This window comes from Pleionea sediminis (genome assembly GCF_007570825.1).
GTDB lineage: Bacteria > Pseudomonadota > Gammaproteobacteria > Enterobacterales > Kangiellaceae > Pleionea > Pleionea sediminis.
In genome coordinates this window covers 851,681-877,842 of the sequence record NZ_SUNB01000002.1, presented here as the reverse complement: position 1 = coordinate 877,842, position 26,162 = coordinate 851,681, and the positions used below count along the sequence as shown (strand labels likewise).

The window sequence follows — 26,162 nt, the reverse complement described above, 5'->3', positions numbered from 1 at the left end:
TTTAGAGAGGACAGGATTTGTATGGGCAATGTCAACGAATTTTTGACACCGCGACAAATAAAAGTTGAACAAGTGAATGAAAACCGCGCTAAGGTTATATTAGAACCTTTTGAGCGCGGATTCGGTCATACGCTTGGTAACTCTTTACGTCGTATTTTGCTATCTTCAATGCCAGGTGCTGCAGTTGTTGAAGTGGAAATTGATGGTGTCTTGCACGAGTACACTACTATTGAGGGTGTCCAGGAAGATGTCATAGAAATACTTCTCAATCTTAAAGGTCTGGCTGTAAAGCTAGAAGATAAAGATGAAGCTATATTGACTCTTCAGAAAAGTGGTGAGGGCGATGTTACTGCAGCAGATATTGCTGGGTTGTCAGGCGTTGAAATTATTAATCCTGAACACAAGCTAGCGACTTTAACCAAAAGCGGCTCCATAGCGATGAATATAAAAGTCGCTAAAGGTCGTGGATATGAGTCAGCTACAGCTCGCACCTCAAATGAGGAAGAAGCTCCAATAGGGCGTCTTCAAGTGGATTCATCTTTCAGTCCTGTACGACGAGTCTCATACGTGGTTGAGTCTGCGCGAGTTGAGCAAAGAACGAACTTGGATAAGTTGGTTCTAGAAATAGAGACAAACGGTACAATAGACCCTGAAGAAGCAATCCGTAGAAGCGCAACAATATTACAAGAGCAGTTAGCTGCGTTTGTAGATTTAAAAGACGAAAAAGAATCCGAGCCAGAGAGTCAGGAGCCTGAGATTGATCCAATCTTATTGCGTCCTGTTGATGATTTGGAGTTAACCGTTCGCTCAGCGAATTGCTTGAAAACAGAAAATATTCATTATATTGGCGATTTGATACAACGAACGGAAGTTGAGTTGTTGAAAACTCCTAATTTAGGTAAGAAGTCTCTAACTGAAATTAAGGATGTTCTGGCATCTCGAGGATTGTCTTTAGGTATGCGTCTTGAAAATTGGCCTCCTGCTAGTTTAATGGATGATAAGTAATTTAGAGTGTTAGAACTGTTTTCATTTGATATTTTTGAGAACAGAATATTTATAATATTAATTAAAAAAGAGCAGTACTATTGCAGGCTGCTCTAGTTGTATTGAGGTAAATCCGATGCGTCATCGTAAAAGTGGTCGTAAATTAAATAGAAACAGCTCTCATAGACAGGCGATGTTTAAGAATATGGCTGTTAGCTTGTTTAAGCATGAAGTTATTAAAACAACTTTACCAAAGGCGAAAGAGTTGCGCAGAGTAGCAGAGCCGTTGATTACATTAGCGAAGCAAGATTCTGTTGCAAATCGCAGATTGGCGTTCTCGAGAACACGATCTAAAGAAGCTGTTGGAATATTGTTTAATGACTTAGGTCCTCGATATCAGGATCGTCCAGGTGGATACTTAAGAATAATCAAGGCCGGATTTAGAGCTGGAGATAATGCTCCAATGGCGATTGTCGAGTTAGTTGACCGTCCAATAGTTGAAGAAGAAGATATTGTTGAAGAAGTTGATGAAACGGAAGAGTAATTATTTATAATCTTTGTTTATAAAAGCCGGCTGGTTATGCCGGCTTTTTTTATGCCTAATTTAAAGTTATCAGAGATATCTCAATTTGGTTGAAAAGTGGTCAGACCTCGTGTAGGATTCCGAGCCTTAACGAAATGCTTTTACGGGAGTGACTAGTGCAGCAGTTGTTTGAGAATTTGTGGGTCGATTATTTAAAGCTAACTCAAGATGCGGAGCGTATTCACCAACTCTTTTCAAATTTGGGTGAAAATATAATAAATGATCATATAGCTTTGCGGACTTTTAATCGTGGAAAAGCCAACTTAGATCAAATTGCTAAGTTTTTAGAGTCATATTCATATTTTCCAGTCGAGGAATATCACTTTGAAGCTAAGAAGCTTCGTGCTTATCATTTTGAAAACAAATTCAATGAAAAGTCACCAAAGATTTTTGTAAGTGAGCTTTTATTAGAGCAGATGCCCGATAATGTTCAAGATATATGTAATCGGTTGATTAATGAAGGTGATAAATTTATCGATGAGAATGGACTTAGTCTTCCTATGATGCCTTGGAATACAATTACTAAAGAAGAGTATTTAGAGCTTAGAAGCGAAAGTGAGTATGCGGCTTGGTTAGCAACTTTTGGATTAAGGGCAAACCACTTTACTGTTTCTGTAAATGAATTAAAAGGTTTCTCTACTCTGGAGTCAGTTAATCAATTCCTGAAAGATAATGACTTTGCATTGAATACAAGTGGCGGTGAAGTTAAAGGCTCAAAAGAAGTTTGTTTGAAGCAAAGTTCTACGATGGCTAACATAGTAAACTGGAGCTTTTCCAATGGAGAAATGGAGGTTAGAAGTTGTTTCTATGAATTTGCTGAGAGGTTTAAACTCCCAAATATAGATAGTTTGTATCACGGATTTGTAGCGGCTTCCGCTGATAAAATCTTTGAGTCGACTAACGCTGCATGAGTTAGTTAGGAACATTCTTTAGCTGGGCGTTGAGTTCAGTAGCTCGCGTCCAGTAAGATTTTGCTGATTCATGGTCAGGGTTTATTTTAAGTACCTTGTCCCATAAGTGAATTGCCCGCTCTAAGTCTTGACCTCTATAATGAAGCACAGCACTACGATGTAACTTTTCTGATAGTTGTGACTTTAGGTTTTCGCTTTCTTCAGTTTGATCTGTTCGTATTGATAAAGCTTTTAAATATAAATCATAAGAAATTGTAGTTTGATTTTGTTCGAAGGCTGAAATAGCGCTCTTAAGTATATCCCAGTATTTTAAAATAGTTAATGTATTATCCAGGCGAATTCTCATTGTATTAGTCGGATTGATTTCGTTGATCAATTGAATAAGCTGTTTGATGTTTAACTGGTTTGATTTTAATTGGCTTATGATTCGTTTTTCAGCTTCATTAAATAAGTTCAGGGTAGTATCTTTATTTTTATTGTTTAGATGAATTTGACTTAATAAATTTAAGGTTTCAATAAACTTATCTTCGCTAAACGCAATCTTGGCATTCTCTAAATTTTTATTTAACTGTTCTTTGTCTTCTTTTTGAATTTCTTTATCTGTTCTTTGGGTATAAGGAATTTTTAAAGTTTGTCCAACTCTGATGTCTTTTGGTCGTGATATGTCGTTATACTTAGCAAGCCCGTAAAACTCAAGATAACTTCCTAGAAACTTCTGAGCGATGTGTCCAATGGTGTCTCCCGTTTGAACTCTATATTCGAAGAAGTTATTACCATAACGTTGCATTGGTGGTTGCTCTATTTGCTCCAATAGCTTTTTCGAAGGGATGTTCTTGGGATAAAGGCTTAATATTTTTATTAGTTTTTGTTTGGCTTTATATTCTTCACCTTCCTCTAATAGCGTAACAGCTGAATTAAATTGTCGCTCGGGATCAAAAACAGCCTCCTTCTTATGAGCTATTGTTTCTTTGAGTGTTCCACAACCAGTAACGACCACTAAAAAGAATAAAGTAGCTAAAAGTCGAAGTGGAGCTTGAGCTCGATAATCTTTTTGCATGGCTGTCAGTTACTTTTCATCATTCGTTGTTTTGATCTGTTCCATTCTCTTTCTTTTTCTGTCGCGCGTTTATCATGAAGCTTCTTTCCTTTACCCATTCCAAGCTCTAACTTAACGAGATTATTTTTCCAATAGAGTTTAAGTGCAACTATAGTATAGCCTTTTTTCTGCTGCGCTCCGAAAAGCTTCCCAAGCTCTTTATTGTGTAATAAAAGCTTTCTATATCGTATTGGGTTAGGGTCGATATGTGTAGACGCTGTTTTTAAAGGTGAAATGTGACAGCCTAAAAGCCACGCTTCTCCATCCTTTAGGAAAATATAGCTTTCTGTTAAATTGGCCTTTCCATCTCTAAGACTTTTGACTTCCCAGCCTTCCAGGACAAGGCCTGCTTCCATTGTCTCTTCTATAAAATAGTCATGACGCGCCTTTTTATTCTGCGCAATGACATTATCTGGTTGCTTTTTCTTTTTAGCCATAATTTTACACTCTCTCTTGAAGCGCTTATTATACGTGGGCTAAAAGATGCCTTAAACCTTTTAGTAAATATTAATCAAACCCTAATTCTAAGTCTGTTTTTACCCAGGTACTCGAGCTCTAAATTGGTGGTACAATTCGGTCAGATTAAGAATAGGTGAGCTCGCAATGCCAAAAATCGAAAAGTCAGCTATCGTTCCGTTTTCAGCTCGAGATATGTTCAAACTTGTAAATAATGTGGAAGAATATCCTGAGTTTATCGATGGTTGCTCTGGAGCACAGATAATTGAATCTACTTCAACGACCATGAAAGCACAGCTCGAAGTTTCAAAATCTGGCTTTTCAAATGCTTTCACAACGGAAAATACATTGACAGAGAATAAACAAATAAGAATGACTCTCGTCGATGGACCCTTTAAGTACCTGATTGGAACTTGGAATTTCAGCGAGCTTGAGCAGGAAGCGTGCAAAATAGAGTTTACACTTGATTTTGAGTTTAAAAGTCGTTTGATTGCAATGGCATTTGGAAAAACATTTTTAGGAATAGCGGATTCTATGATGAGTTCATTTATTAAGCGCGCAAAACAAATCTATGGCAGCTCAGATGAAGGTTGAAGTCGTATATGCTTTACCAGAAGAGCAATCTTTGATTGCTCTGGATGTTCAAGAAGGAACTACGGTTATGGAGGCAATTGTGCTCTCTCAGTTGCTTAATAAATACCCTGAAATTGACTTGAACACCTATAAAGTGGGTATTTTTAGTAAAGTGACAACCTTAACGGCTGTGTTGAGAGAATTTGATCGTGTGGAGATTTACCGACCTCTAAAAATTGATCCTAAAGAAATTAGGCGCAAAAAAGCGGAGAAAAATAAAAAGCTCACAAAATAAAGCGGTTATTTAGCTTTTCTTAGGAGAAGTCCGTCAGTCGAAACTTTCAGTTCGTATTGAACTATTTTATTAGCAGGTAGAAATGCGCCTGAGCCATATTCGGCATCCATCAAGAAGCTTAATGATTCATTTTTTACCCGTAGCTTAACCAAATCGACCAATCTTTCTCTCTTTAAATTATGGGCTGATATTTTATTTGATCGAGCATCATCTAAATCACGGTACCTTCCTGAAATACGAGTTAATTCATAATGGGTATGAAGTCCGAAGAAATTTGCGAAATGTTTCCATTTTATTATATTTGCATCGACTTGAACTTCATCTCCCTCGAGTAAGTAGGACTCCTGTAACCCATTTACGTAATTAATTTGTGCAAGGAATCTTTGTTCGCCTTTTGGTTTTATATTGATAAAAGCGATAAGATCCTCTCGGGTAAGCTGGTTGTATCCTTGGAGGCCGATAACGATTCCTGAGGTTAGTAATGCGAGAGGAGCAAAGATAAGGAACAAAACCAGACGAGTACCAACTTTTATAAGTCGCAAACGTCGGAATGCCTTAAATATGGCTACAAAATAAGCCACACTCAATAGGCCAAATAATACTGACAGGCCAACTAGTATCTCAAAGCTGTAAGGAATAAGTGACTTCATGAAAAAACCATGGTTTGCGTACTGCAACATTCAATATGATCACGTAACTTCAGTCTACTACAGCTTTTCACTATGTTAAAATGATTAAAAAATGAAATGGAATGCTTGTGTTCAGGTTATTTTATTCTTTTGTTTTCTTGTTGGCATTGCCGATGGCGCTTCTTAACTCTTATCTGAAGGGAAGGCCGTTTCCTATTTATCGGAATCGGTGGCGGGAACATTTTGGGCTTTTTGATTATGACAGTAGCGATAAAACAATATGGGTGCATGCGGTATCTGTTGGAGAGTCTTTAGCTGCAATTCCGATCATCCGGAGATTAATGAAAGAGCATCCTGAATATGCGATTGTTGTTACAACAACAACGCCAACAGGAGCGGAGAGAATTCTTTCTGCTTTAGGAGACAGTGTAAAACATTTATATTCTCCCTATGATTATCCCTGGGTCGTTAATCGCTTCTTAACAAAAATAAATCCATGTTTAACGATTATTATGGAGACTGAGTTGTGGCCCAATTTTATGCATTTTTGTCGCAAGAGGAATGTCCCCATAATTGTTGCGAATGCAAGACTATCGGCCCGTTCAGCTCGTCGTTATGGTTGGCTTCCCATACCAACTCATCGTAGATTATTTCAATCCGTTAGTTGCTTTGCCTGTCAAAATGAAGGTGATGCGCAACGGTTTAAGCAACTTGGTGCTCTAGAGGATAAAGTGTCCGTTACAGGTAGTATTAAGTTTGATCTTCAATTACCCGTTAACATTGATTCTAAAACAAGAGAAATTTTCAGTCCTTGGAAAGATGCTGAATTTGTCTGGGTTGCTGGAAGCACTCATGTGGGTGAAGATGAACCAATATTATCAACTCATCGGAGGCTCTTAGATGAGGGATTAAACGCTAAACTTATTCTAGTTCCCAGGCACCCTGAGCGTTTTGACTCAGTATCAGAGCTTGTCGAGCAAAGAGGTTTTAAATTCGCTCGGCGTTCGAAAGATGGCTCTTTAAAGTCTAGTTCAGAGGTATTTGTTTGCGACTCTATGGGTGAAATGATGTATTGCTACAAAGCGGCGGATGTGGCATTTGTGGCAGGTAGTTTTATAGAACGAGGTGGCCATAACCCTTTAGAACCAGCTGCTTTATCCAAGCCTGTAATTTCCGGAAAACATGTTTTTAACTTTGCTGACGTTTATAAAAATATGGTTCAAGCAAACGCAGCACAGTTAGTATCGAAGGAAGAATTGTTTGATGTGTTACTGGAACTGCACTCGAATATAGAAAAAAGAGAATTAATGGGGCGAGCTGGTCTCTCTGTTGTTGAGTCAAATAGGGGAGCAGTAACTAAAACGATAAAAATTTTGAATCGTTATCTGAATGGTCGAGGCTCAGAAGAGCAAACTCATTAAAAACTTAAGTAACGATAGACTTAAATCGGTTGAAATGAAGATAGGGCTTGCAAAGTCGCAAAGCCCATATCTGTAATTATTAATTCGATGTTACTTTGTCAGTAGTGCATCGACTTGCTTAATATCTTTTTCTGATAGCGTTCCTGCTGCTTGTTTTAGTTTCAAAGTATTGAGTATGTAATCGTATCTCGCACGAGCAAGATTTTGTTTCGCATTGTAAAGCACTCGAGTGCTATTGAGCACATCAACGATAGTACGTGTTCCTACTTCAAAGCCCGCTTGAGTTGCTTCTAATGCAGCCTGACTTGAAACCGTAGATTGTTCTAATGCCTTGACAGAGCTAATCGATGCTTCGATCCCCAAGTAAGCACTTTTAGTTTGGCGTATCGCAGAACGATAGGCACTTTCCATATTATGAACGGCTTGCTGGAATGAATGTTGAGCTTCGTTGACTTTTGAGTTTGTATTGCCACCAGAATAAATAGGCACACTCAATGCTAAGCTAATTCGGGTCTCTTCAGATGGTATATCGATATTTGTACCATCCGGAGTTGTATCTGAGTCAGACTTTTCTGCCTGTAGTCCAAGAGTAGGTAAATGCCCTGCGAAGTTGACTTTGATATTTTCACGAGCGATATCTTTCTCTATTTTTCTGGCGCTAAAGTTTAGGTTATTTTGTTCAGACTGCTTTAGCCATTCGTCTATGTTTGCAGGTTGAGGTAGTTTTAGTGCGAATTTATCTTTTAGAGGAGATAACTTACCATAATATTCGTTGGTTATTTCTCGTAACGCTTCTACGGCATTATCAAGAGTATTTTGTGCTTTAATATTATCAGCTGTTGCTTGATCGAACCTTGCTTGCGCTTCGTGTACGTCGGTTATTGCAATTAAGCCAACTTCGAACTTTTGCTTTGTTTGCTCTAATTCTTGCTTAATAGCTTTCATTTCAGCAGATGAAAACTCCACACCATCTTGGCCTGAAAGGACATTGAAATAGGCTTCAGCTACTCGAATAATAAGATCTTGTTTGCTAGCTTCGTGATCGACACCAGCTTTTAGGGCCTGCTTTTTAGTGATTTTTAATCCTTTCCAGATACTATGATCGTAAATCACTTGGGTTAATTGTAGCGAGTATCCTTGAGTTTCAGACTTGTTTTGAAAAGGTTCTAAATCGTCATCGACGCTTTGAGAGTCGCGTTGAGACAAGAAGACTCTTCCCGATAATTGTGGCAGTAAAGATGAAAAGCTCTGGTTTACGCGTTCTTCAGTCGCTTTCAGTCCCATCTCGCTGGCCAATATTTTAGGGTCGTTACGTGTTGCTTGTTGATATACTTCTAAAAGCCCTGTGGCAAACACTGATTGAAAGCTCGCTGACAATAAAATACCAGCGGCAGATAGCCACTTAATTTGTTTATTCAAAATGATTCTCCGTTGTTGAAAGCCCATATCGACTAAGATATTCCCAATTTCTACGTTAAAATTATTGTTTTAGTCTCGTTGTTACTAAATAAGTTACCTGAAATTATGTCAGAGAATATTGCGCAATTGTAAATGAATGTTGAAATTAATCGAAGCCTAAAAGACAAAGGACTTTTCAGTTTGTGCCTGCACTACTTGGGGAGTGTTAATTTCAAAGAGAAACTTTGAGGTTAATTCTTGGTTTGCACCAAATCTATACAGTTTTGCATACTGATTATTTGGCTCTCCTTCGATACAAAATAAGCGTCCTTCGGGTTTTAATTGAGCCACCAACTCTTTTGGAGGAAATTTAATTGCCGGAGTTATAACTATGGCATCAAAATGCTCTGAAGGGTGCCAACCTTCAGAAATATCAATTATTTCGGCGATTACATTTTTTAAGCTCATTCGCCGAAAGTGTTGATCGGCAAGCGTTATAAAATCCACGAAGCAATCTACGGTTACTAGTTTTTTCGCGATAGAAGCGATAAGAGCTCCTGTGAACCCAGTTCCTGTACCTATTTCAAGGACCTTGTCATCAGGCTTCAATTCAAGAGACTGAAGCATTCTGGCCTCTTCTCTAGGTGTATACATTTGTTGCTTATGTGGCAGAGATATTGACAGGTCAGCGAACGCCATCGACTTTTGCTCAGGAGGAACAAATATCTCTCGAGGAATACTTGCCATTAAGTTTAGAACTGTGGGATCAAATACATTCCAGGTGCGAATTTGTTGCTCAATCATGTTGTAGCGTGCTTTCTCAATATTCATATTTTGTTTATTTATTCGTTAAATCGGGTCAACAGCACTATTTCGCATCAAACTCTCAGCTAACTGCTTGAGAGACAAGCTTTTTATGATTATAGTCGCAGTATAACGATTTAACCGATAAATGCTACGAGCATTTTCCAGGATCTGAAGTATGTCTAATCCTAAAAGTACCTCTCTTTCCTTTAAGGTGATGGATAAATCTGTCGCTTACAAAGACTTTTTCAAGGTAAACCGCTTTGTTTTTGAATACGACACTTTTAGCGGTGAGCGAATGACAAATGTTGTGCGCGAAGTGTTTATGAGAGGCTCGGCCGTGGGGGTTTTACTTGTTGATAAGATTCAACGTCAGGTAATTTTTGTTGAGCAGTTTCGAGCTGGTGCTGCCGCTGCAGATGCCCAAAACCCTTGGTTAGTCGAATTGGTTGCAGGAATCGTTGAACCAGGAGAATCTCCTGAGGATGTTGCGATGAGAGAGTCAGACGAAGAAGCTGGTTGTAAGCCAATAAACTTGATTCCGATGCATCATTATTGGGTAAGCCCAGGAGGTACAGATGAAGATGTTTATCTTTTCTGTGGTTTGGTGGATTCGACTCAAGCTGTTGATTTTGGAGGGTTGGATCATGAGCATGAAGATATTAAAGTTCATAAATTGAGCTTTGATAAAGCGTATAATAGGCTAAAAGAAGGGCGCCTGAATAATGCAATGACGATTATCGGTGTGCAGTGGCTGATGTTAAATGAGTCACATTTAGAACGATTTTAATGGTAATCTGCGGGATTCGAGGTTTTTTATCTCATAAGTGCCCCAAAATAAGCTAGAGTAGGTAGTATTGAGCAAGTTTATGGCATCGCCAATGGATCGATTAAATCGAAAGTATGTTCCTGATTTGACTGAGTATATGGCTCAGTGTGAGGTGAATTACGCGCTAATGATTCGCTTGCTTAACTTATCTCAAGAGCCGAAGGAGAATCACGCTGATTCTTCTCAAGTTAATGCAGCTTTGATAGAGGACGATTCTGCCGCAACGTTACCCTTCCATATCGAGATTTATGAAGAAACGCGCTACACCACAACTCTGAATTTATCTGTTGAGCTTTTAAAGTCAGAGTGGGTGAGTCCGGTAAAAATGCGCGTTCGTTTATATCACGACGCACAAATGGCTGAAGTTTTGGAGCCCAACCGTAATCACGCTCCACGTTCGTCACATGCTTACCCAAAGCAAGTTCAGCATTATCCAGATGACAAATATCAACGTAACGAATTATTGAATCAATTTCTTCGTCGATGTTTTCATCATGAAACTGAGCAGGTGGTTATGCCTGTCATAACTTACGCTGAGAATTGAGGGCTTCTCATGAGTTCGGTAGCCACTTTAGCCAAGAAGCTAGACACTCAAAGCATGCATTGCGTGAGAATTGTGCAATGGACCGATAGCCACATATTTTCCGAAGAGAAGGGGAAATTACTTGGGCTTGATACTCGGCACAGTTTTGAGGCGGTTTTGGGGCGCATCAGTAAAGAGGAGTTGGCTCCTGACTTTTTTCTCGCCACAGGTGATTTGTCTCAGGACGCATCTGAAGAATCATACCGCTATATTGCATCAAAAATTGGATCATTGGAAAAGCCGACGTTTTGGATACCGGGTAATCATGATTCTCCAGAGTTAATGGCTACGACACTCAAGGGCGATTCAATCTATCCTCATAAAAGAATATTGGCAGGCAACTGGCAAATTGTCTTGCTTGATACATCTGTGCCCAAAAAGGTTTATGGAAATTTGTCAGACGACGATTTGTCTTTGGTTGAAGAAGCCGTTAGTGAATACCCCGAGCTCCATTTACTTGTAGTAATGCACCATCAACCAGTTAATGTTGGGAGTAACTGGCTGGATAATTTAGGTATTAAAAATGCCGAAGAGTTATTCAAGCGAGTTAAAAGTCATGAAAATAAAGTATGCTTTCTTTGGGGGCATGTGCATCAAGATTTCAATGGTGAAAGTCAAGGGGTGCAACTCATCTCAACTCCCTCAACATGCGTTCAGTTTAGGCCCGGCTCGAAAGATTTTTCTGCCGGTGATGAAAGCCCGGGGTATCGATACTTGACACTACATGAAGATGGACGAGTAGAGTCTTTACTGCATCGTATCGATGATATTGAATTTACTGTCGACTATTCGATTAAAGGCTATTAACCCCTTTTTGTACGCATTTTAAACACCTCCCCAAACTTCGGGTAAATCTTCGGAAATTTTTTGAGCTGTACTTCATAACCTCACAGGAAATACTTGCCTTCCGAGATCGAAAGCGCCAACATAAACCTTCAGGTAATCACAAAAGAAATAGGATATATGAGCCAATATACAGCCGATGCCATTGAAGTTCTAAATGGGCTGGAACCTGTCAAAAAACGGCCTGGAATGTACACTGATACCGCACGTCCTAATCATTTGGGGCAAGAGGTTATCGATAACAGTGTGGATGAAGCGCTTGCGGGGTATTGTAAAACAATTACAGTATCTATTGAGAAAGACGGTTCTATGTCTGTTATTGATGATGGGAGAGGAATGCCCACCGATATTCATCCAGAAGAGAAGATACCAGGTGTAGAGTTAATTTTGACCAAACTCCACGCTGGAGGAAAGTTTTCTAATAAAAACTATCAATTTTCTGGTGGTTTGCACGGAGTTGGCATAAGCGTTGTAAATGCATTATCTAAACGTGTAGAAATTCGAGTCAAACGCAATGGCGAAGAACACTTTATGGCTTTTGAAGACGGTGAAAAAGCATCGGATTTAGAAGTTATCGGTGAAGTCGGAAAACGCAATACTGGGACAATAGTAACGTTTTGGCCAGATCCAAAGTATTTTGATTCATCCAAATTTTCCGTTCCAAAACTAAAACATCTATTGAAAGCAAAAGCTGTTCTCTGTCCCGGATTAACAGTCAAGTTAAAAGATAACGTTAATGGCGAAGAAGAGGAATGGTTCTATGAGCATGGGTTGATGGATTATATCTCTGACTCTGCTCGTGGTTTTGAGACTTTGCCAGAGGAACCATTCACCGGAAGTTTTTCAAGTCAGTCTGAAGCTGCTGATTGGGCATTGCATTGGTTGCCTGAGGGCGGTGATGTTATAGCGGAAAGTTACGTTAACTTAATTCCTACTCCATTGGGTGGAACCCATGTTAATGGCTTGCGCACTGGCTTGCTCGAAGCGATGAGAGAGTTTTGTGAGTTTCGTAACCTGCTGCCTCGAGGTGTGAAACTTGCGCCAGAGGACGTGTGGGAAAGGTTAAGTTACGTTTTATCTGTAAAGCTGGAAGACCCGCAGTTCAGTGGACAAACAAAAGAGCGATTGTCTTCGCGGCAATGTGCGGCATTTGTTTCTGGTGTTGTAAAAGATGCTTTCAGTTTATGGCTCAATCAACACGCTGACTTAGGTGAGAAACTTGCAGAGTTAGCCATTAGCAATGCACACAAACGAATGCGTGCCGGTAAGAAAGTCGCACGAAAAAAAGTGACTTCAGGTCCAGCATTGCCTGGCAAGTTAGCCGATTGTATTGGTCAAGATCCGGCAAATGCAGAGCTGTTTTTAGTTGAGGGAGATTCTGCGGGCGGAAGTGCAAAGCAAGCAAGAGATAAAGATTACCAAGCGATTATGCCGTTACGCGGAAAAATATTGAATACCTGGGAAGTGGATGCTCATGACATTTTAGCATCACAAGAAGTGCACGACATTTCTGTTGCGATTGGAATGGATCCAAATACGAGTGATTTATCAAAGCTGCGCTACGGAAAAATATGTATTTTAGCAGATGCTGACTCTGATGGACTGCACATTGCTACTTTGTTATGTGCTTTGTTTGTCCGACATTTCAGACCTTTAGTTGAGGCAGGGCATTTTTATATGGCAATGCCACCCTTGTATCGAATTGATGTTGGTAAAGAAGTTTTTTATGCGCTTGATGAAGATGAAAAAAATGGAATTTTGGATCGCATCGAAGCAGAAAAAAAGCGCGGTAAAGTGAATGTTCAGCGATTTAAAGGACTGGGAGAAATGAATCCTGGACAGTTGCGTGAAACGACAATGGCGCGAGACACACGTCGTTTGGTTCAACTATCAATTGACGATATGGAGTCGACAGAACAAATGATGGATATGTTACTTGGCAAGAAACGAGCGGGTGATCGTAAAAGCTGGCTTGAGTCAAAAGGCAACTTAGCCGAAGTAGAAGTATAAAAGAGGTGAGTCGTCGTTATGGATTTTAACTTTGAAGGCGTGGAGCGTCAGTCGCTCGCTGAGTTTACAGAAAAAGCTTATTTAAATTATTCAATGTACGTCATTATGGATCGAGCTTTGCCGCACATTGGTGATGGTCTTAAGCCGGTACAAAGACGAATTGTTTATGCAATGAGCGAGTTGGGGCTAAAGGCAACAGCGAAATATAAGAAGTCTGCGCGTACTGTTGGTGATGTATTAGGTAAGTTTCACCCTCATGGCGATTCCGCTTGTTACGAAGCTATGGTGTTGATGGCTCAACCATTTTCCTATCGATATCCATTAGTTGATGGGCAAGGAAACTGGGGATCTCCCGATGACCCAAAATCATTTGCAGCAATGCGTTATACCGAATCCCGTTTATCTAAATATTCCGAAGTGCTACTTAGCGAACTTGGGCAAGGCACTGTCGATTGGATTCCTAACTTTGATGGAACTATGTCGGAGCCGCAAATATTACCCGCGCGTTTGCCTAATTTATTACTTAACGGGACGACCGGAATCGCTGTTGGTATGGCAACTGACATTCCTCCGCATAACTTACGTGAAGTAGCGGATGCATGTATCCATATGCTTGATAATCCTAAAGCTTCAGTTGAGGAAGTTTGTGAATATATTAAAGGACCTGATTATCCCACTTCGGCAGAAGTGATCACGCCCAAGGAAGATATTATAAAACTTTATGAAACGGGTCGCGGCAGTATTAAGATGCGCGCTAAGTACCACACAGAAGATGGTGAAATTGTTATTACTGCTCTGCCTCATCAGGTATCTGGTAATAAGGTGATGGAGCAAATAGCCCAGCAAATGCAGGCTAAAAAGCTCCCTATGGTAAGTGATTTGCGAGATGAGTCGGATCACGAAACACCAACTCGATTTGTTGTTGTACCTCGCTCTAATCGTATTGATACAGATGCATTGATGCGTCATTTGTTTGCGACGACTGATTTAGAGAAAAATTATCGAGTCAATATGAATGTTATTGGCATTGATAATCGTCCTCAAGTAAAACCATTAAATCGATTTATCTCAGAGTGGCTTGAGTTTAGGACTGAAACTACTCGTCGCCGTTTAAATCACCGACTGAACAAAGTGAATGACCGTTTGCATTTATTAGAAGGAATGTTAATTGCCTTTTTAAATATAGATGAAGTTATTCATATTATTCGAACGGAAGATGAGCCAAAGCAAAAGCTCATGAAACGATTTAAATTAACAGAAATTCAAGCGAACTATATTCTAGATACTAAGTTAAGGCAGTTGGCTCGTTTGGAAGAAATGAAAATTAAATCGGAACAAGATGAGCTTTCAAAAGAGCGAGATGAGTTAGAAAAAATATTAGGTTCTGCACGCCGATTAAAAACCTTAGTTAAAAAGGAAATTAAAGCTACCGCAAAAGAGTTTGGTGATGACCGAAAGTCACCAATCGTGGAGCGAAAAGAAGCTAAAGCATTGGATGAAAGTGATCTTGTTCCTGCTGAAGCCGTGACTGTTGTCTTGTCCGAAAAAGGCTGGGCACGTTGTGCAAAAGGTCATGACGTTGATGCTGAAAACTTAAATTATCGCTCTGGAGATAAGTTTTTATCGAGTGCCGAGGGTAAAAGCAATCAACAAGCTGTGTTTTTTGATTCGACAGGAAGAAGCTTCGCTTTGGCGGCTCATACTTTACCGTCGGCTAGAGGACAAGGAGAACCTTTATCTGGACGCTTTAATCCAGTCGCAGGATCTGTATTTGTTGCGGCTACAATGGGGCAAAATGAGGACTTGTTTTTAATTTCGTCAGATGCTGGATATGGATTTGTTGGTAAATTTGAAGATTTTGTCACTCGAAATAAAAATGGAAAGGCGCTGTTAAGTCTGCCAAAAGGCGCAAAGGTTATCACTCCTAAAGTGGTTACCGATTATGAGTCGCAATTCTGTGTTGCTGCGACAAATGAAGGGCGCATGTTGGTCTTTCCTCTACGTGACCTCCCTTGTTTAGCAAAAGGAAAAGGAAACAAGATCATTAGCATTCCCGCCGCAAGAGTGTTATCTCGAGAAGAATTTGTCGTTGATGTGGCTGTCATTACAGAGAAAGATGAGCTCTTGGTTCATAGCGGTAAACGACATTTGAGGCTAAAGATGAAAGATCTTGAGCATTATCGAGGTGAACGTGGGAGACGAGGGAATAAATTACCGAGAGGCTTCCAGAAAGTCGACTTGTTGGAAGTCGAGGTAAGTGATTAGTCACAATTCAATAAATGGTCTATTCTTTAAGCGATAAGCCGCGTTTAGAGAATAGACTGTGCCTGATAATTCCGAAGATGTATTAAAAGGGGTTTATATTCCTCCACAGCCGAAACTGGTTGATGAAATTCAGCTGGCTGGTACTAATCTAGATGATATTGCTGCTTGTATCCGCTCTGATCCTGGAGTCAGCGCTGCTGTATTAAAGACCGTAAACTCCCCATTTTTTGGCTTGAAGTCTCCTTTAGTTTCTATTGATCAAGCGGTTATATTATTAGGCATCGAACGCGTTGTTAATATTGTCAAATCCATGATGTTGCGCGCTTCAATGGAAGAAATTGAAACGTCATTTAATATGGAAAACTTTTGGGAATCGAGTTCAGCGGTAGCGATTGTGTCTTCTGCTATATGTCGGCAGTTGAATTTGGGATTAACAGATGAGGCTTATACTCTCGGTCTGTTCCACAATGTAGGAATCCCTATTATCGCGCAAAAAGTTAAGAATTATGAAGAAATATTATCAGAGTGCTATTCTCGTGAAGATGGAGGAATTGTCCGAGAAGAGTTTCGTCGAATAGGTATGCATCATGCGGCGGCTGGCTACCGTCTTACTCGTGTTTGGAAATTACCGAAGCTCATTTCTCAGGCGGTTCAAAACCATCATTCTGTTGATCGTTTACTAGATGATTCGTCAATTGAGAATCCCAAACTAAAATCACTGGTTTCTGTTCTGAAAGTCTCTGAGAATATGGTTAAGTTACACTGGCGATTGGGTGGCGTGGATAAGGATTATGAGTGGGATAACATTAAAATATCCGTTTTGGGATTTTTGGGGTTGAGTGAATACGATCAAGATGATCTTGAAGATGCCGTATCTTACACTCTTGGTGGTATTCCATAAATTTTAAACTGTTTCTAAGAAGATTCCTCAGAAAGTTTAGGCCAGCTTTTATTGGCTAAACGTTCTGCTTGTCTTTCAATCAATGCAACTGATTCGAGCTTTATTTTTATTGTTTCATCTGGAAAACCATCGAGTGAAAATCCTGAAGATAGGATGTCATCCTTTTGCTGTCCTCGAGGAATTATTTCTGCGATATTTTTACTAATCCAGGCAAACTGTTTTTGTTGCGATAAACTCGATTCAAATTCTTTAAAGCTATCGCCTTCAATTAAACAGTAAAAAGGGTTAACTTTTTTGAGCACAACCTTCTCTTCACCCATTCTCATGAAACAATGGCCCGTAATACTTGAGTTGTTTGCCAGTTTTTGTTGTATTTGATAAATCAGTAAAGCAAGTTTTAGTGCAGAAGCTAATTGCTCTCTAGAGACTGTTACCAGTATTTGCTGATCTCTGACGATCGTTGCTTCCAGTCCATATTGTGAAGATGCATCAAAAATTAATTCTTGCCATTTTTTGATCGCATCCAGTTTTGTTTTAAATGGCGTATCGTCATTAACACCAATGCGGAATAGTTGAACACAACCTTTAAAATCTCGGCTAGGACTGTCTCCTGGCTGCCGTCCTTTCAGTGATGCCGATTTAAAGTGTAGATCTTTAGAGCGCTCATCGTTGTTCTTTATTGAGCTCGCAGCCTCATCTAGTGAGTGAATAGCTGAGTCTGACACTGATTGATCGTTTTGTTTTAATTCTTTAACAAATGTTTTGAGCGCAAGATGTCTGCGCCAAACAATAAAAAGCCCTAAAAATAAGCTTATAAGGAAACCTATAATTGCGATTAATGTTATTTTATAACTAGAGTCACGTATCGAGTGTTCGAGTTCTTTTCGATTTATAATAATTTCAAACCAACCAACGGATGTTGATTCCCAATTTATCTCAACCATAAAGGGATAATTATCATTGAAATATTGGGGTAAATGGGCTGTCAGCCAATCTTTTAAGTTTTGCTCATCACTTTCTGTTGCTAGTTCGGTTGATTCAGGTTTTTGTTCCTGTTTTGGGGCAGTGTCTGTTTTATCGGTTGTACTTTCGATTATTAGAGTTCCGTCTATGCGGTATACAGAAACTTTATTAATGAAAGCTTCTTTTACTAGTTCTGAAGTTAATTTCTTTAAAAAAACAGTGTCTTCTGCGATAACCGCTTCTGCGCTAGCTATGGCAGCTACTTGTGTTAATTGCCGCCCAGTTTCTTCAACTTTATGTTGAAGTAAGCTTTCTAACTGTGAGGTTAACCAAAGCCAAGCACACAAAAATACACTTGCGGTTAGAAAAAGCATTAATAACAAGGATTTGGCAAATGAAGTTGGCAGTTTTTTATTCGTTTTGGGCGCTTCGTTAGTCGTCATCTTAAATTCAGTATCAGTCGCGTCTTATAGAATTATGCGCACATTTTTTCATAAGAGCAATTCCAGGTTAACAATGATACACTGCCGCAATAATTTTGGAGCAAAGTGAATCACTGTTTTGAATTCTGATATTGTTAATCAAACACTCGTTCGCCAGAAATCGACGTTTGTATCTCAAGAAATAAATGAAGAAGCTCAATTCAGCTTGCGTATCTGGAATAGTCAAACTCTGGATTTTCCAGATCTTAATAAGATAATGCATCTGACTAAGGTGGATGCTTTTAAAGTTATTCGTTTGACCGAAGCTAGTTTTGAAGTATTGCTTTGGATGGATGAAATTGCTTTCAGTAAGCTACGTGAATGGCTTTCCAGTCAGTCCTTTAATTATGCGCTAGTCGCATCTCAACACCGTTTTATTAAGCCTAAGCTGATGGTTTTTGATATGGATTCGACGTTAATACAAATGGAATGCATTGATGAGTTAGCGCGGCAGTGTGGATTTTATGACAAAGTATCCGAGATAACTGAGCGCGCGATGCGTGGCGAGCTCGATTTTTCAGAAAGTCTGCGTGAGCGAGTGGCATTGCTTGATGGATTACCTCTCAAGGTTATAGATACTCTGGCGAGCTCTCTACCGGTGACCAAGGGGGTTAATAAGGTTACCAATTGGGCTAAGACGAATAATTGTAAAGTAGCTGTTGTTTCTGGTGGTTTCGTTCCGTTTGTTAATCAATTAAAAAATGATCTCGGTCTCGATTATGCATTTGCAAATACTCTGGAAGAAAACAGCGGTACTTTGACGGGTAAGGTTTTAGGAACGATTGTAGATGGTCACCAAAAGCGAAATCACCTCATAGAAATTCGTGATTCTTTAGGGCTTAAGTCAGAAGAGGTCTGGGCGATTGGTGATGGCGCTAACGACTTGCCTATGATGGAAGCAGCGGGGCTCGGGGTTGCATTTGATGCCAAACCAAAGGTCCGAAAAGAAGCCAATGCATCAATTTATAAACCCGATATGAGCCAACTCATAACATTGTTAACCGACTAACTTTGTAAGTCTCGCCGGTTAATTATTATTAGAATTCTGTCGAGGAAAAGTCAAAGTTTAACCCATCCATAGGCGCTTGTAGGTAAAGTCCCTGGATGTAGCCAACACCTAATGGCCACAGAGCTGCCAAACTGGCTGCGTCTTCAACTTTCGGTACAACAGTAAGAATGTCTCTTTGATGTGCTTCCTGACACACTCGAGTGATGTTTGAGAGCGCATCTCCACCTTCTGCCAGTTTCATGGTGACGTCACCGTCACTGATGGCATAATCGGGAAGCAGTTGATCCATCAATGTGAAATGCTCGTCATTTTCGTGAAGATGACTGATAGCGAAAGGCACTCCAATTTTCTTCAACGACTGACTCATCAAAATGACGCGTTTTAGGTAAGTAAGTGCGTCTTGTGCTTTAACCGTAATCACTAGTGACGTTTTTGGCATTTTGGTGGATTTGAAGAGCTCGCCTATAAAATTCACCATGCCTTCATCAGTGAGTGCCGATGCGGACAAATAAACGAAAAGAGATGCTTTAACTTTTGATTTATGGAGTTGCTTCAATGACTGCATTAACACCCAACGATCAAGCTTTGACGCGAGTCCTGCCGACTCGGCAACGGGAAAAATTTCTTCGGGAGTTAAAGTCGCGTCTTCAGTTTGCATTCTTAATAGCGACTGATACAAGGGACGTTCGTCGCCATGTAGTTTGACAATGGGTTGGAATAACAGGCTAAGCTTGCCATTTTCAATAGCATCGTGGATCTTCTCGATCATTTCGCTATTTTCGCCACTTGAAGTGTCGATAGTTTTATTAAACGCTTTGACGTTGTCACCACCTTTTTTGAAAGCCCTGACGCAAGCAGCATGAGCGTTGGCAATCAGTTCTTTGCCGCTGTTGGCTTGATCGCCTACAGGCGTTATACCGATACTGAAAGTGAGTTTTTGCGTTTTACCTTCTATTTCAAACAGGTGATCTTTTACATCATGGCATAATTTTTCAGCGAAGGTCTTAACCGCTGAGGGAGATTCGTTATCAACCATCGCCATGAATGCCTCGTTTCCATATCGGGCTAGCAATGTTTCTTCATCGGTGTTCTGTTCTAACCAGTTGGCAACGCCGGTAATAATGTCGTCGGTGCCAGTAATGCCAAACTCTTTTTCAATGGTTTCAAATTGATCGAGCTCGATAAAGAGTAAGTGGCGACCTTGCCCAGACTGAGAGCCGGTTGAAATTACTTCGTCCAGCCGTTCTTGGAAATAAGTTTGATTGTATAAGCCGGTTAGAACATCTTGTGCGCTAAGCTCTTTTACTTTTGCTTCCAGTTCGGCGTTGTCATTTGAGGTTTTTATCAGTACTTGAGTACAGGCTTCGTTGTCATAAGTCGCATTAGATACTGTCATGATGGCTTCAAAATCGCTTCCATCACTTTTCAGTCCCATGCAGGCAAAAGTATTGTTCGAAGGGTTTTTCGCGTATTGGCGCAAGAACTGTTTGAAGTCGTCGTGACAACTCGATTCAATCATGTCCATGACAGGCATGCACAAAAGTTCGTCTTGATCTTCAAAGTCGAAGAGATCGACATACGCCTGGTTGGCGTAGATATGCATACCATCGTGAATGTAGGCGATAGCATCCTGTGAGCTATCGAGCAGAAGGCTACAGCGCTTTTCTGTTTCGGAAAGTTGAAGTTCTGCTTTTTTTCTCAGCTTTCGTTGGTCGAGATTTTCCAGTTCTCTTCTGGCGACTAAGAAAAGTCGTTCCTGACTTTTGAAGGGAACTAAATCTTTAACACCCGATTTAAGTGCGGCAATGAGTTGCTCCTCACTGTCTTCTCCGGTAATCAAGATAACAGGTACGTCTCGGCCATATTCATCAATCAATTCAATAACACGGCCAGTGGTCAGGTCATTGACTTTGGCTCTGGTTAAACAGAGATCCCAAGACTGGCGTGAGAGCTGCTCTTGTAAATCTTCTTCTTTGACGACTTGAGTCGCCCGGACCGGATAGCCATGATTGCGCAATGTCGTGATCATGGTTTCGGCATCATTTGAGGATGGTTCCAGTAACAACAAATGAACGGGTTTGATGTCGTTAGCCATGCAGCTCAGATTTTCCTTTAATTAATGTTTTTGTTGGAGCAATACGATTGAGGAAGTTAGCGAGGAAATCACTAAATTTCAACCGCTTTAAGAATTGTAGCTGAGTTCGAGGAAGTTAGAAACCGTTGGTCTGACAAATTGACTCTCGATGGATTCAATAATGTGAGCTAGATCAAATCCCATACATCATCAAAGCCTTCATCCGTTCGAGAAATGTCCAGCGAGCTACCCGTTGACTGCGATGATTTAATCGGCTCAAAGTAAAACTGTCGGTAGCCTTGCGACGATGATACAAGCTTGGTCAAGCGGACATCGTATTTTTCAGTGCCATCGACAATCGTCACTTTCTGTTCTGTTGTAAAGAGAATTGGATTGGTAAGCAACGTTGCTGGCTGGTCAATGCCCTTGAGTGCCGGGAGCATTAGAGCGTTCTGGAATGATTGGCCTCGGGTTTTGCCGTTTTTTAATTGAGATAGAATGGGTTTAGCGCCAGGTGCAATTAGCTGTATGCCCAATTGTACGCCTGAGGTGCCTTTTACTCGTTTAATCCAGCGAATGACGCCTATGTGCCAAGTTTCATGGCCGTCAGCCTCAGTCTCGACTAGGCCAATCACCTCTCCTGTTTGAGTATTGTTTGGAGTATTTTCACTCATGACAATGCAATAGCCACCAGGACTTATGTTAACGATGTCAGCTTCAAGTAAGTCGTAATGGGCATGGCTTTTCAGTTTATCGCTACCAAAGGCTTTCGCGTAATCGACTTCTTTGCTGTCGGGTGCCGCTTCTTTTGGGCGGTACATCTTTGCCCAGATATCTTCATCGGGTGACTTTCGTTGATAGTTTTCGTTGCCAAAGTGGTCCAGCATATTGACGGTCTCATGATCGTCGACAAGAGTAACGTTATGTAAACTGCCTTCGAACTCTTCAAGTGTCGTAGGTTCGTCCGATTCAGTGTCGGTGCCTTTTAGAATTTGAAATGTTGCACTTAGACCAATACTAACGCGTATGTGCCCATCGCAGGCGGTTCTAGCAAAATTACGAGACGATAGGTGTGCCCAATTCTTAAGTAGGTGGCGGGTTAGTCGTAATGATAATCCTTTAGCCGATACTTTCTCACTGGATGACTTTTGAAGATGCTCTTGTAGCTCGGCAACAACATCATCCAAATTAAAAGCGATGGTGTCTTTATTAGGGCGCATCTTTATTAGTGCCTGATGAATGGGGGGGCGGGCCTGATTCAGATCAACAACATACCGGTTTTCAAAACGACTGGCGTTTTCTACCTTACAATGTTCGACGTATTTTTGAAGTCCGTTGAATACGGTTTCAATTTCTTGCTGGCGTAATTGGTAAGGGTTGGCCATGGAAAGCAAGCAAATTTTTACAAAAATGTCACGTATGGAATGCTCATGTTGAAAACCTTCATATTCGCATTCTTTGTCTTGTATTTTTTGCTCAAGGGACGAACGGTATATCAAATTTATTTCTTTCCACAACCTGGCAGGAATATCGGTATAGACCTGATAACAGCGAACGACGGTGAGGGATAAATACTCTAACGCCATAAACATGGATGCATGGAGCATGCCGCGTTTTAAAAGGCTAGGCGATTCTATTTGATGTTCAATTATCGTTTTAAAGCCGATGGCCATTTCAGTATGGATCGCTTGAACCAATGCAGCAATTTTCTTTTGTTTTTCTGATAAGTTAAGGGTGTGGCCAGTAAAATGTCGAGAGAGCGATTTCAATACTATTTGTATCGGGGAGTGAATTTTCATAAGTATTTTAAATCGGTCATCGTCGCTTAATTGAGATTTGTTGCAATCGAGGAGTATTTGATACAAGCGTTTCGAAGAGTCGCTTACGTTGGCAACGGGCAAGGTTTCAAGCCATTTCTGAATGTGCTTAGGTGTCAGCTTCTCGACCAAAGCTGGTTTTGGGTTTTCAGGCTCACGAAAGCTCAGCCCCAGTTGTCCCTGGATCATTTTGACCATATCCCTAATATACGGTTTTTAGTATGAATTTTGTCTATTTTCATAGTAGCCGTAAACCGCCTATATTACAGCAAACTTGCAAGCTAATCTCGCAAAGGTATATTTCTACTCACTTAATAAATAGTTCATAATTCCTCGATTGTCACGTAAAGTTCGCTGTAAAGAAGCGTATGGAATAATAAGATCAGACAGAGTTCCGTTTCGAATATAAATATATCACTACTCTGCTATTTTAAATGAATCCAAATTTTTCTGAGTCTTTAAATGGGCGCTTCACTGATATTTATCGGTGTTTTACTCGATTTGGCGGGCTCCTCTCTAACAAGTTTTGGAACAAGATAGCCGGGAAGCTCGACCAACATTTGATTGTATAACTTCAATGCTTTGTTTTCTGTGACTTCAAAGTGCTGAACCCCAGCAACGCGATCCAGAAGGTGTAAGTAGTAGGGCTGAATTCTATTAGTAAATAAGCGCTCACTTAGTTTCTGCATTACTTCAATTGAGTCATTAACTTTTTTTAATAGCACAGACTGATTGAATTGAACTATGCCTGCATCGTGACAGAGCTTAGCTGCATCTTGGACAGCGTCATCAATTTCAGCGGGATGATTGATATGCCACACTAAAACCCACTGCAGGCGTGAAGACTTTGCCAAAGCCGTGAATTCTTCAGTAATTCTGTCTGGAATAACTAAGGGGAGTCGGCTGTGAATCCTCAAGCGTTTTAGCTGGGGTAATAATTCGAGCTGTTGTAACAGGCGGGCAAGTTTATCGTCGGGAAGTAGTAATGGTTCGCCGCCACTTAAAATCACTTCATCGATTTCAGGGTGTTGTTTAATGTAATCTGCCCAGGAATTCCAAGCCGTATCGTTATAAGATTGGTTTTGATAATCAAAATGGCGACGAAAACAATAGCGACAGTTTATTGCACAAGATGCTGTGGTGATAGTAAGTACTCGCGATTTGTACTTGTGAAGAAGCCCGGGTATTGGATTACTACTTTTTTCTTCTAAAGGATCGGCAATAAAATCAGGGCTCGTAACAAATTCAGCATCATGTGGCCAAACTTGAAGAAATAAAGGATCGTTCGGATCACCTTGTTTCATTCTGGTGATGTAAGCGTAGGGTACTTTAAGTGAAAACAAACTTTGAGCGTTACCTTTGCCCATTTGTTCTTTGTTGATTTTAAGAAGCTCGAGAAGGGCACCAGGATCAGTAATTGCCGTTGCTAATTGTTTTTTCCAATCCTGCTTGTGACAAACAGGGGGAGAACAGGGTATTATTGCGCCTTTCATTATTGACTCGATAGTTTAACTTTTGACCAGAGGTATCCGATGGCGTCTTATAGTACCAATGATTTTCGTAATGGCCTAAAAATAATGCAAGACGGCGAGCCTTGCGTGATTGTTGAGAACGAATTCGTTCGGCCTGGTAAAGGGCAAGCTTTTGCGCGAGCTAAGGTAAAGTATCTTTTAACCGGAAGAATGGTAGAACGTACTTTTAAGTCGGGCGAATCTGTTGAGGGAGCCGACGTCATGGATCAGGATATGGAGTACCTCTATACTGATGGCGAATTTTGGCACTTTATGGATCCAAACTCTTTTGAGCAAGTAGCGGCAGATGCAAAAGCGGTTGGCGATAATGCTCATTGGCTTATCGAGCAAGATACTTGTGTTGTAACCACTTGGAATGGTAACCCAATTGCAATTACTCCACCAAACCAGGTCGTTGTTGAAGTTACGGATACGGATCCTGGATTAAAGGGTGATACATCTAGCGGTGGTAGTAAGCCTGCAACTGTTAACACAGGCGCGGTTGTGAATGTTCCCCTGTTTGTTCAAATTGGTGAGAAAATTAAAGTTGATACTCGATCAGGCGAATACGCTGGGCGTTCAAAAGAATAAAATTTTTCAACGCTCAAAAAAGGCAGCGGTTCGCTGCCTTTTTTGTTAGTAATATCCCTTTTATAACCTCACTTCTCAGGGCTGCAACTATGAGTGGATGGCGACCGTCAGCATCTATCGAAACATTAAAATTTCGTTCGAACGTATTTCGAATAGTTCGCGACTTTTTTTATCAAAGAGGCGTGATGGAAGTGGATACTCCTGCGTTAATGCCTCACTCTGTCACTGATCCTTATATGGATGCATTATCAGTTGAAGTGTGTGGTCAAAAAGCTTGGCTTCAAACGTCCCCTGAATATGCGATGAAGCGATTAATCGCTGCAGGTAGTGGTGATATTTATCAAATGTCCAAAAGTTACAGGCGAGATGAGCGTGGACGAAACCACCAACCTGAATTTATGATGCTTGAATGGTATCGGCTTGGTTGGGATCATCATCAATTAATGAATGAAGTTTATGAGTTAGTTGCAAAAGTAACTGGAATTAACCAACGAGAAATGTTTACTTATCAGGAAGCATTTATCAAATACTTATCGATAGATCCTTTTTCATCGAGTATAGAAGACTTAGAACACATTGCGCGTGAGCAACTGGGAGATTTACCTAATGATTTGTATCGTGATGATTACTTAACGTTGTTGTTTGCGCAAAAAATTGAACCTGTACTTGGTAAAAACTCAATCGTTTTTATCTATGACTTTCCGACTACTCAATCCTCTTTAGCGCGGCTTGTGAGCGTATCAAATAGCGCAAAGTCTGAAATGCGTGCAGCCAGATTTGAAACTTATTGTCACGGAATTGAATTAGCAAATGGGTTTTGGGAGCTAACGGATGTGCAAGAGCAAAAACAACGATTTGAAAAAGATAATAAAATGCGCAACGAAATGGGAAAAACTCTTGTCGATATAGACGAAAAGTTTATTCTAGCTTTGGAACACGGATTGCCAAATTGCTCGGGTGTGGCATTAGGTTTAGACAGACTTGTGATGATAGCGGACAAAAAGCCTCATATTAATGATGTTATTCCATTTCCTTTATAATAAAGAATGTATGAGTAGTTGTTTGTGCTTTGGAAAAAGGAGTTTGAAATATTGAGTTGAAAAATAGAAGCGTAAGCGTTTTAATCTTTAGTTA

Annotated in this window: 24 protein-coding genes; 15 read left to right on the top strand and 9 right to left on the bottom strand. The window is 40.3% G+C overall.

The features are described 5' to 3' along the window. The first annotated feature begins 21 nt into the window (after nucleotides 1-21). From FAX86_RS13685 to FAX86_RS13675, 3 genes are all read left to right on the top strand, one after another. Nucleotides 22-1,005 carry a DNA-directed RNA polymerase subunit alpha gene (locus FAX86_RS13685; protein ID WP_144393974.1) on the top strand — a complete coding sequence of 328 codons (984 nt, stop codon included), beginning with the start codon at nucleotides 22-24 and terminating at the stop codon, nucleotides 1,003-1,005. 115 nt (nucleotides 1,006-1,120) lie between these two features. Further along, nucleotides 1,121-1,528, top strand: a complete 408-nt coding sequence (gene rplQ, locus FAX86_RS13680; protein ID WP_144393973.1) for a 50S ribosomal protein L17 — start codon at nucleotides 1,121-1,123, stop codon at nucleotides 1,526-1,528. A 155-nt stretch (nucleotides 1,529-1,683) separates the two neighbouring features. Next, nucleotides 1,684-2,478, top strand: a complete 795-nt coding sequence (locus FAX86_RS13675) for a DUF1338 domain-containing protein (RefSeq protein WP_144393972.1) — start codon at nucleotides 1,684-1,686, stop codon at nucleotides 2,476-2,478. A 1-nt stretch (nucleotide 2,479) separates the two neighbouring features. On the opposite strand, the gene FAX86_RS13670 is transcribed toward FAX86_RS13675, so the two are convergent. Both FAX86_RS13670 and smpB read right to left on the bottom strand, forming a co-directional pair. Next, nucleotides 2,480-3,535: a LysM peptidoglycan-binding domain-containing protein gene (locus FAX86_RS13670; protein ID WP_144393971.1), complete on the bottom strand. Its 1,056-nt coding sequence runs from the start codon at nucleotides 3,533-3,535 to the stop codon at nucleotides 2,480-2,482. 5 nt (nucleotides 3,536-3,540) lie between these two features. Further along, complete coding sequence (gene smpB / locus FAX86_RS13665) at nucleotides 3,541-4,011, bottom strand: SsrA-binding protein SmpB (RefSeq protein ID WP_144393970.1); 471 nt, start codon at nucleotides 4,009-4,011, stop codon at nucleotides 3,541-3,543. Between the two features lie 166 nt (nucleotides 4,012-4,177). Between smpB and FAX86_RS13660 the strand changes: the two genes are divergently transcribed. Both FAX86_RS13660 and FAX86_RS13655 read left to right on the top strand, forming a co-directional pair. Continuing rightward, on the top strand, nucleotides 4,178-4,624 hold the full coding sequence (locus tag FAX86_RS13660) for a type II toxin-antitoxin system RatA family toxin (protein ID WP_144393969.1): 447 nt from the start codon (nucleotides 4,178-4,180) through the stop codon (nucleotides 4,622-4,624). Beyond that, nucleotides 4,614-4,898, top strand: coding sequence for an RnfH family protein (locus FAX86_RS13655; RefSeq protein WP_144393968.1), 285 nt, complete (start codon nucleotides 4,614-4,616; stop codon nucleotides 4,896-4,898). Before FAX86_RS13660 ends, FAX86_RS13655 begins: the two co-directional genes overlap by 11 nt. Before the next feature lie 5 nt (nucleotides 4,899-4,903). On the opposite strand, the gene FAX86_RS13650 is transcribed toward FAX86_RS13655, so the two are convergent. After that, the gene (locus FAX86_RS13650; RefSeq protein ID WP_144393967.1) at nucleotides 4,904-5,548 is read right to left on the bottom strand and encodes a hypothetical protein; all 645 of its coding nucleotides are present in this window, start codon (nucleotides 5,546-5,548) and stop codon (nucleotides 4,904-4,906) included. A gap of 107 nt (nucleotides 5,549-5,655) precedes the next feature. Between FAX86_RS13650 and waaA the strand changes: the two genes are divergently transcribed. Beyond that, nucleotides 5,656-6,948, top strand: coding sequence for a lipid IV(A) 3-deoxy-D-manno-octulosonic acid transferase (gene waaA, locus FAX86_RS13645; protein ID WP_164503581.1), 1,293 nt, complete (start codon nucleotides 5,656-5,658; stop codon nucleotides 6,946-6,948). Between the two features lie 90 nt (nucleotides 6,949-7,038). On the opposite strand, the gene FAX86_RS13640 is transcribed toward waaA, so the two are convergent. Both FAX86_RS13640 and FAX86_RS13635 read right to left on the bottom strand, forming a co-directional pair. Then, nucleotides 7,039-8,367 (bottom strand): TolC family outer membrane protein, encoded by a 1,329-nt coding sequence (locus FAX86_RS13640; protein WP_164503580.1) that lies wholly within the window; start codon nucleotides 8,365-8,367, stop codon nucleotides 7,039-7,041. Nucleotides 8,368-8,523: 156 nt separating this feature from the next. Next, complete coding sequence (locus FAX86_RS13635; protein ID WP_144393964.1) at nucleotides 8,524-9,177, bottom strand: protein-L-isoaspartate O-methyltransferase family protein; 654 nt, start codon at nucleotides 9,175-9,177, stop codon at nucleotides 8,524-8,526. 151 nt (nucleotides 9,178-9,328) lie between these two features. On the opposite strand from FAX86_RS13635, the gene FAX86_RS13630 reads away from it, so the two are divergent. From FAX86_RS13630 to FAX86_RS13605, 6 genes are all read left to right on the top strand, one after another. Next, nucleotides 9,329-9,940: an NUDIX domain-containing protein gene (locus FAX86_RS13630; RefSeq protein WP_144393963.1), complete on the top strand. Its 612-nt coding sequence runs from the start codon at nucleotides 9,329-9,331 to the stop codon at nucleotides 9,938-9,940. Nucleotides 9,941-10,031: 91 nt separating this feature from the next. Then, the gene (locus FAX86_RS13625) at nucleotides 10,032-10,523 is read left to right on the top strand and encodes a DUF1249 domain-containing protein (RefSeq protein WP_205859198.1); all 492 of its coding nucleotides are present in this window, start codon (nucleotides 10,032-10,034) and stop codon (nucleotides 10,521-10,523) included. A 9-nt stretch (nucleotides 10,524-10,532) separates the two neighbouring features. Beyond that, nucleotides 10,533-11,369: a 3',5'-cyclic-AMP phosphodiesterase gene (gene cpdA, locus FAX86_RS13620; protein WP_144393961.1), complete on the top strand. Its 837-nt coding sequence runs from the start codon at nucleotides 10,533-10,535 to the stop codon at nucleotides 11,367-11,369. Between the two features lie 156 nt (nucleotides 11,370-11,525). Beyond that, a complete protein-coding gene (gene parE / locus FAX86_RS13615; RefSeq protein ID WP_144393960.1) occupies nucleotides 11,526-13,415 on the top strand; it encodes a DNA topoisomerase IV subunit B in 1,890 nt (629 codons plus the stop codon). 18 nt (nucleotides 13,416-13,433) lie between these two features. Then, nucleotides 13,434-15,680 carry a DNA topoisomerase IV subunit A gene (gene parC, locus FAX86_RS13610; RefSeq protein WP_144393959.1) on the top strand — a complete coding sequence of 749 codons (2,247 nt, stop codon included), beginning with the start codon at nucleotides 13,434-13,436 and terminating at the stop codon, nucleotides 15,678-15,680. A gap of 58 nt (nucleotides 15,681-15,738) precedes the next feature. Then, nucleotides 15,739-16,581: an HDOD domain-containing protein gene (locus tag FAX86_RS13605; protein WP_144393958.1), complete on the top strand. Its 843-nt coding sequence runs from the start codon at nucleotides 15,739-15,741 to the stop codon at nucleotides 16,579-16,581. Nucleotides 16,582-16,595: 14 nt separating this feature from the next. Here FAX86_RS13605 and FAX86_RS13600 read toward each other — a convergent pair whose 3' ends face one another. After that, nucleotides 16,596-17,987 (bottom strand): hypothetical protein, encoded by a 1,392-nt coding sequence (locus FAX86_RS13600; RefSeq protein ID WP_144393957.1) that lies wholly within the window; start codon nucleotides 17,985-17,987, stop codon nucleotides 16,596-16,598. Nucleotides 17,988-18,105: 118 nt separating this feature from the next. Here FAX86_RS13600 and serB point away from each other — a divergent pair, with 118 nt between their 5' ends. Further along, nucleotides 18,106-19,035, top strand: a complete 930-nt coding sequence (serB, locus tag FAX86_RS13595; protein WP_144393956.1) for a phosphoserine phosphatase SerB — start codon at nucleotides 18,106-18,108, stop codon at nucleotides 19,033-19,035. Nucleotides 19,036-19,063: 28 nt separating this feature from the next. Here the strand turns inward: serB and FAX86_RS13590 are convergent, their stop codons facing one another. The 3 genes from FAX86_RS13590 to epmB all read right to left on the bottom strand — a co-directional run bounded on the left by FAX86_RS13590 (nucleotide 19,064) and on the right by epmB (nucleotide 24,419). Beyond that, nucleotides 19,064-21,130 (bottom strand): EAL domain-containing response regulator, encoded by a 2,067-nt coding sequence (locus tag FAX86_RS13590; protein ID WP_144393955.1) that lies wholly within the window; start codon nucleotides 21,128-21,130, stop codon nucleotides 19,064-19,066. A 167-nt stretch (nucleotides 21,131-21,297) separates the two neighbouring features. Next, entirely contained in the window at nucleotides 21,298-23,115 is a 1,818-nt protein-coding gene (locus tag FAX86_RS13585) for a hypothetical protein (RefSeq protein WP_144393954.1), read from the bottom strand. 269 nt (nucleotides 23,116-23,384) lie between these two features. Further along, nucleotides 23,385-24,419, bottom strand: coding sequence for an EF-P beta-lysylation protein EpmB (gene epmB / locus FAX86_RS13580; protein WP_144393953.1), 1,035 nt, complete (start codon nucleotides 24,417-24,419; stop codon nucleotides 23,385-23,387). A 39-nt stretch (nucleotides 24,420-24,458) separates the two neighbouring features. Here epmB and efp point away from each other — a divergent pair, with 39 nt between their 5' ends. Further along, nucleotides 24,459-25,028, top strand: a complete 570-nt coding sequence (gene efp / locus FAX86_RS13575) for an elongation factor P (RefSeq protein ID WP_144393952.1) — start codon at nucleotides 24,459-24,461, stop codon at nucleotides 25,026-25,028. An 89-nt stretch (nucleotides 25,029-25,117) separates the two neighbouring features. After that, nucleotides 25,118-26,068 (top strand): EF-P lysine aminoacylase EpmA, encoded by a 951-nt coding sequence (gene epmA / locus FAX86_RS13570; protein ID WP_144393951.1) that lies wholly within the window; start codon nucleotides 25,118-25,120, stop codon nucleotides 26,066-26,068. The last annotated feature ends 94 nt before the right edge of the window (nucleotides 26,069-26,162 follow it).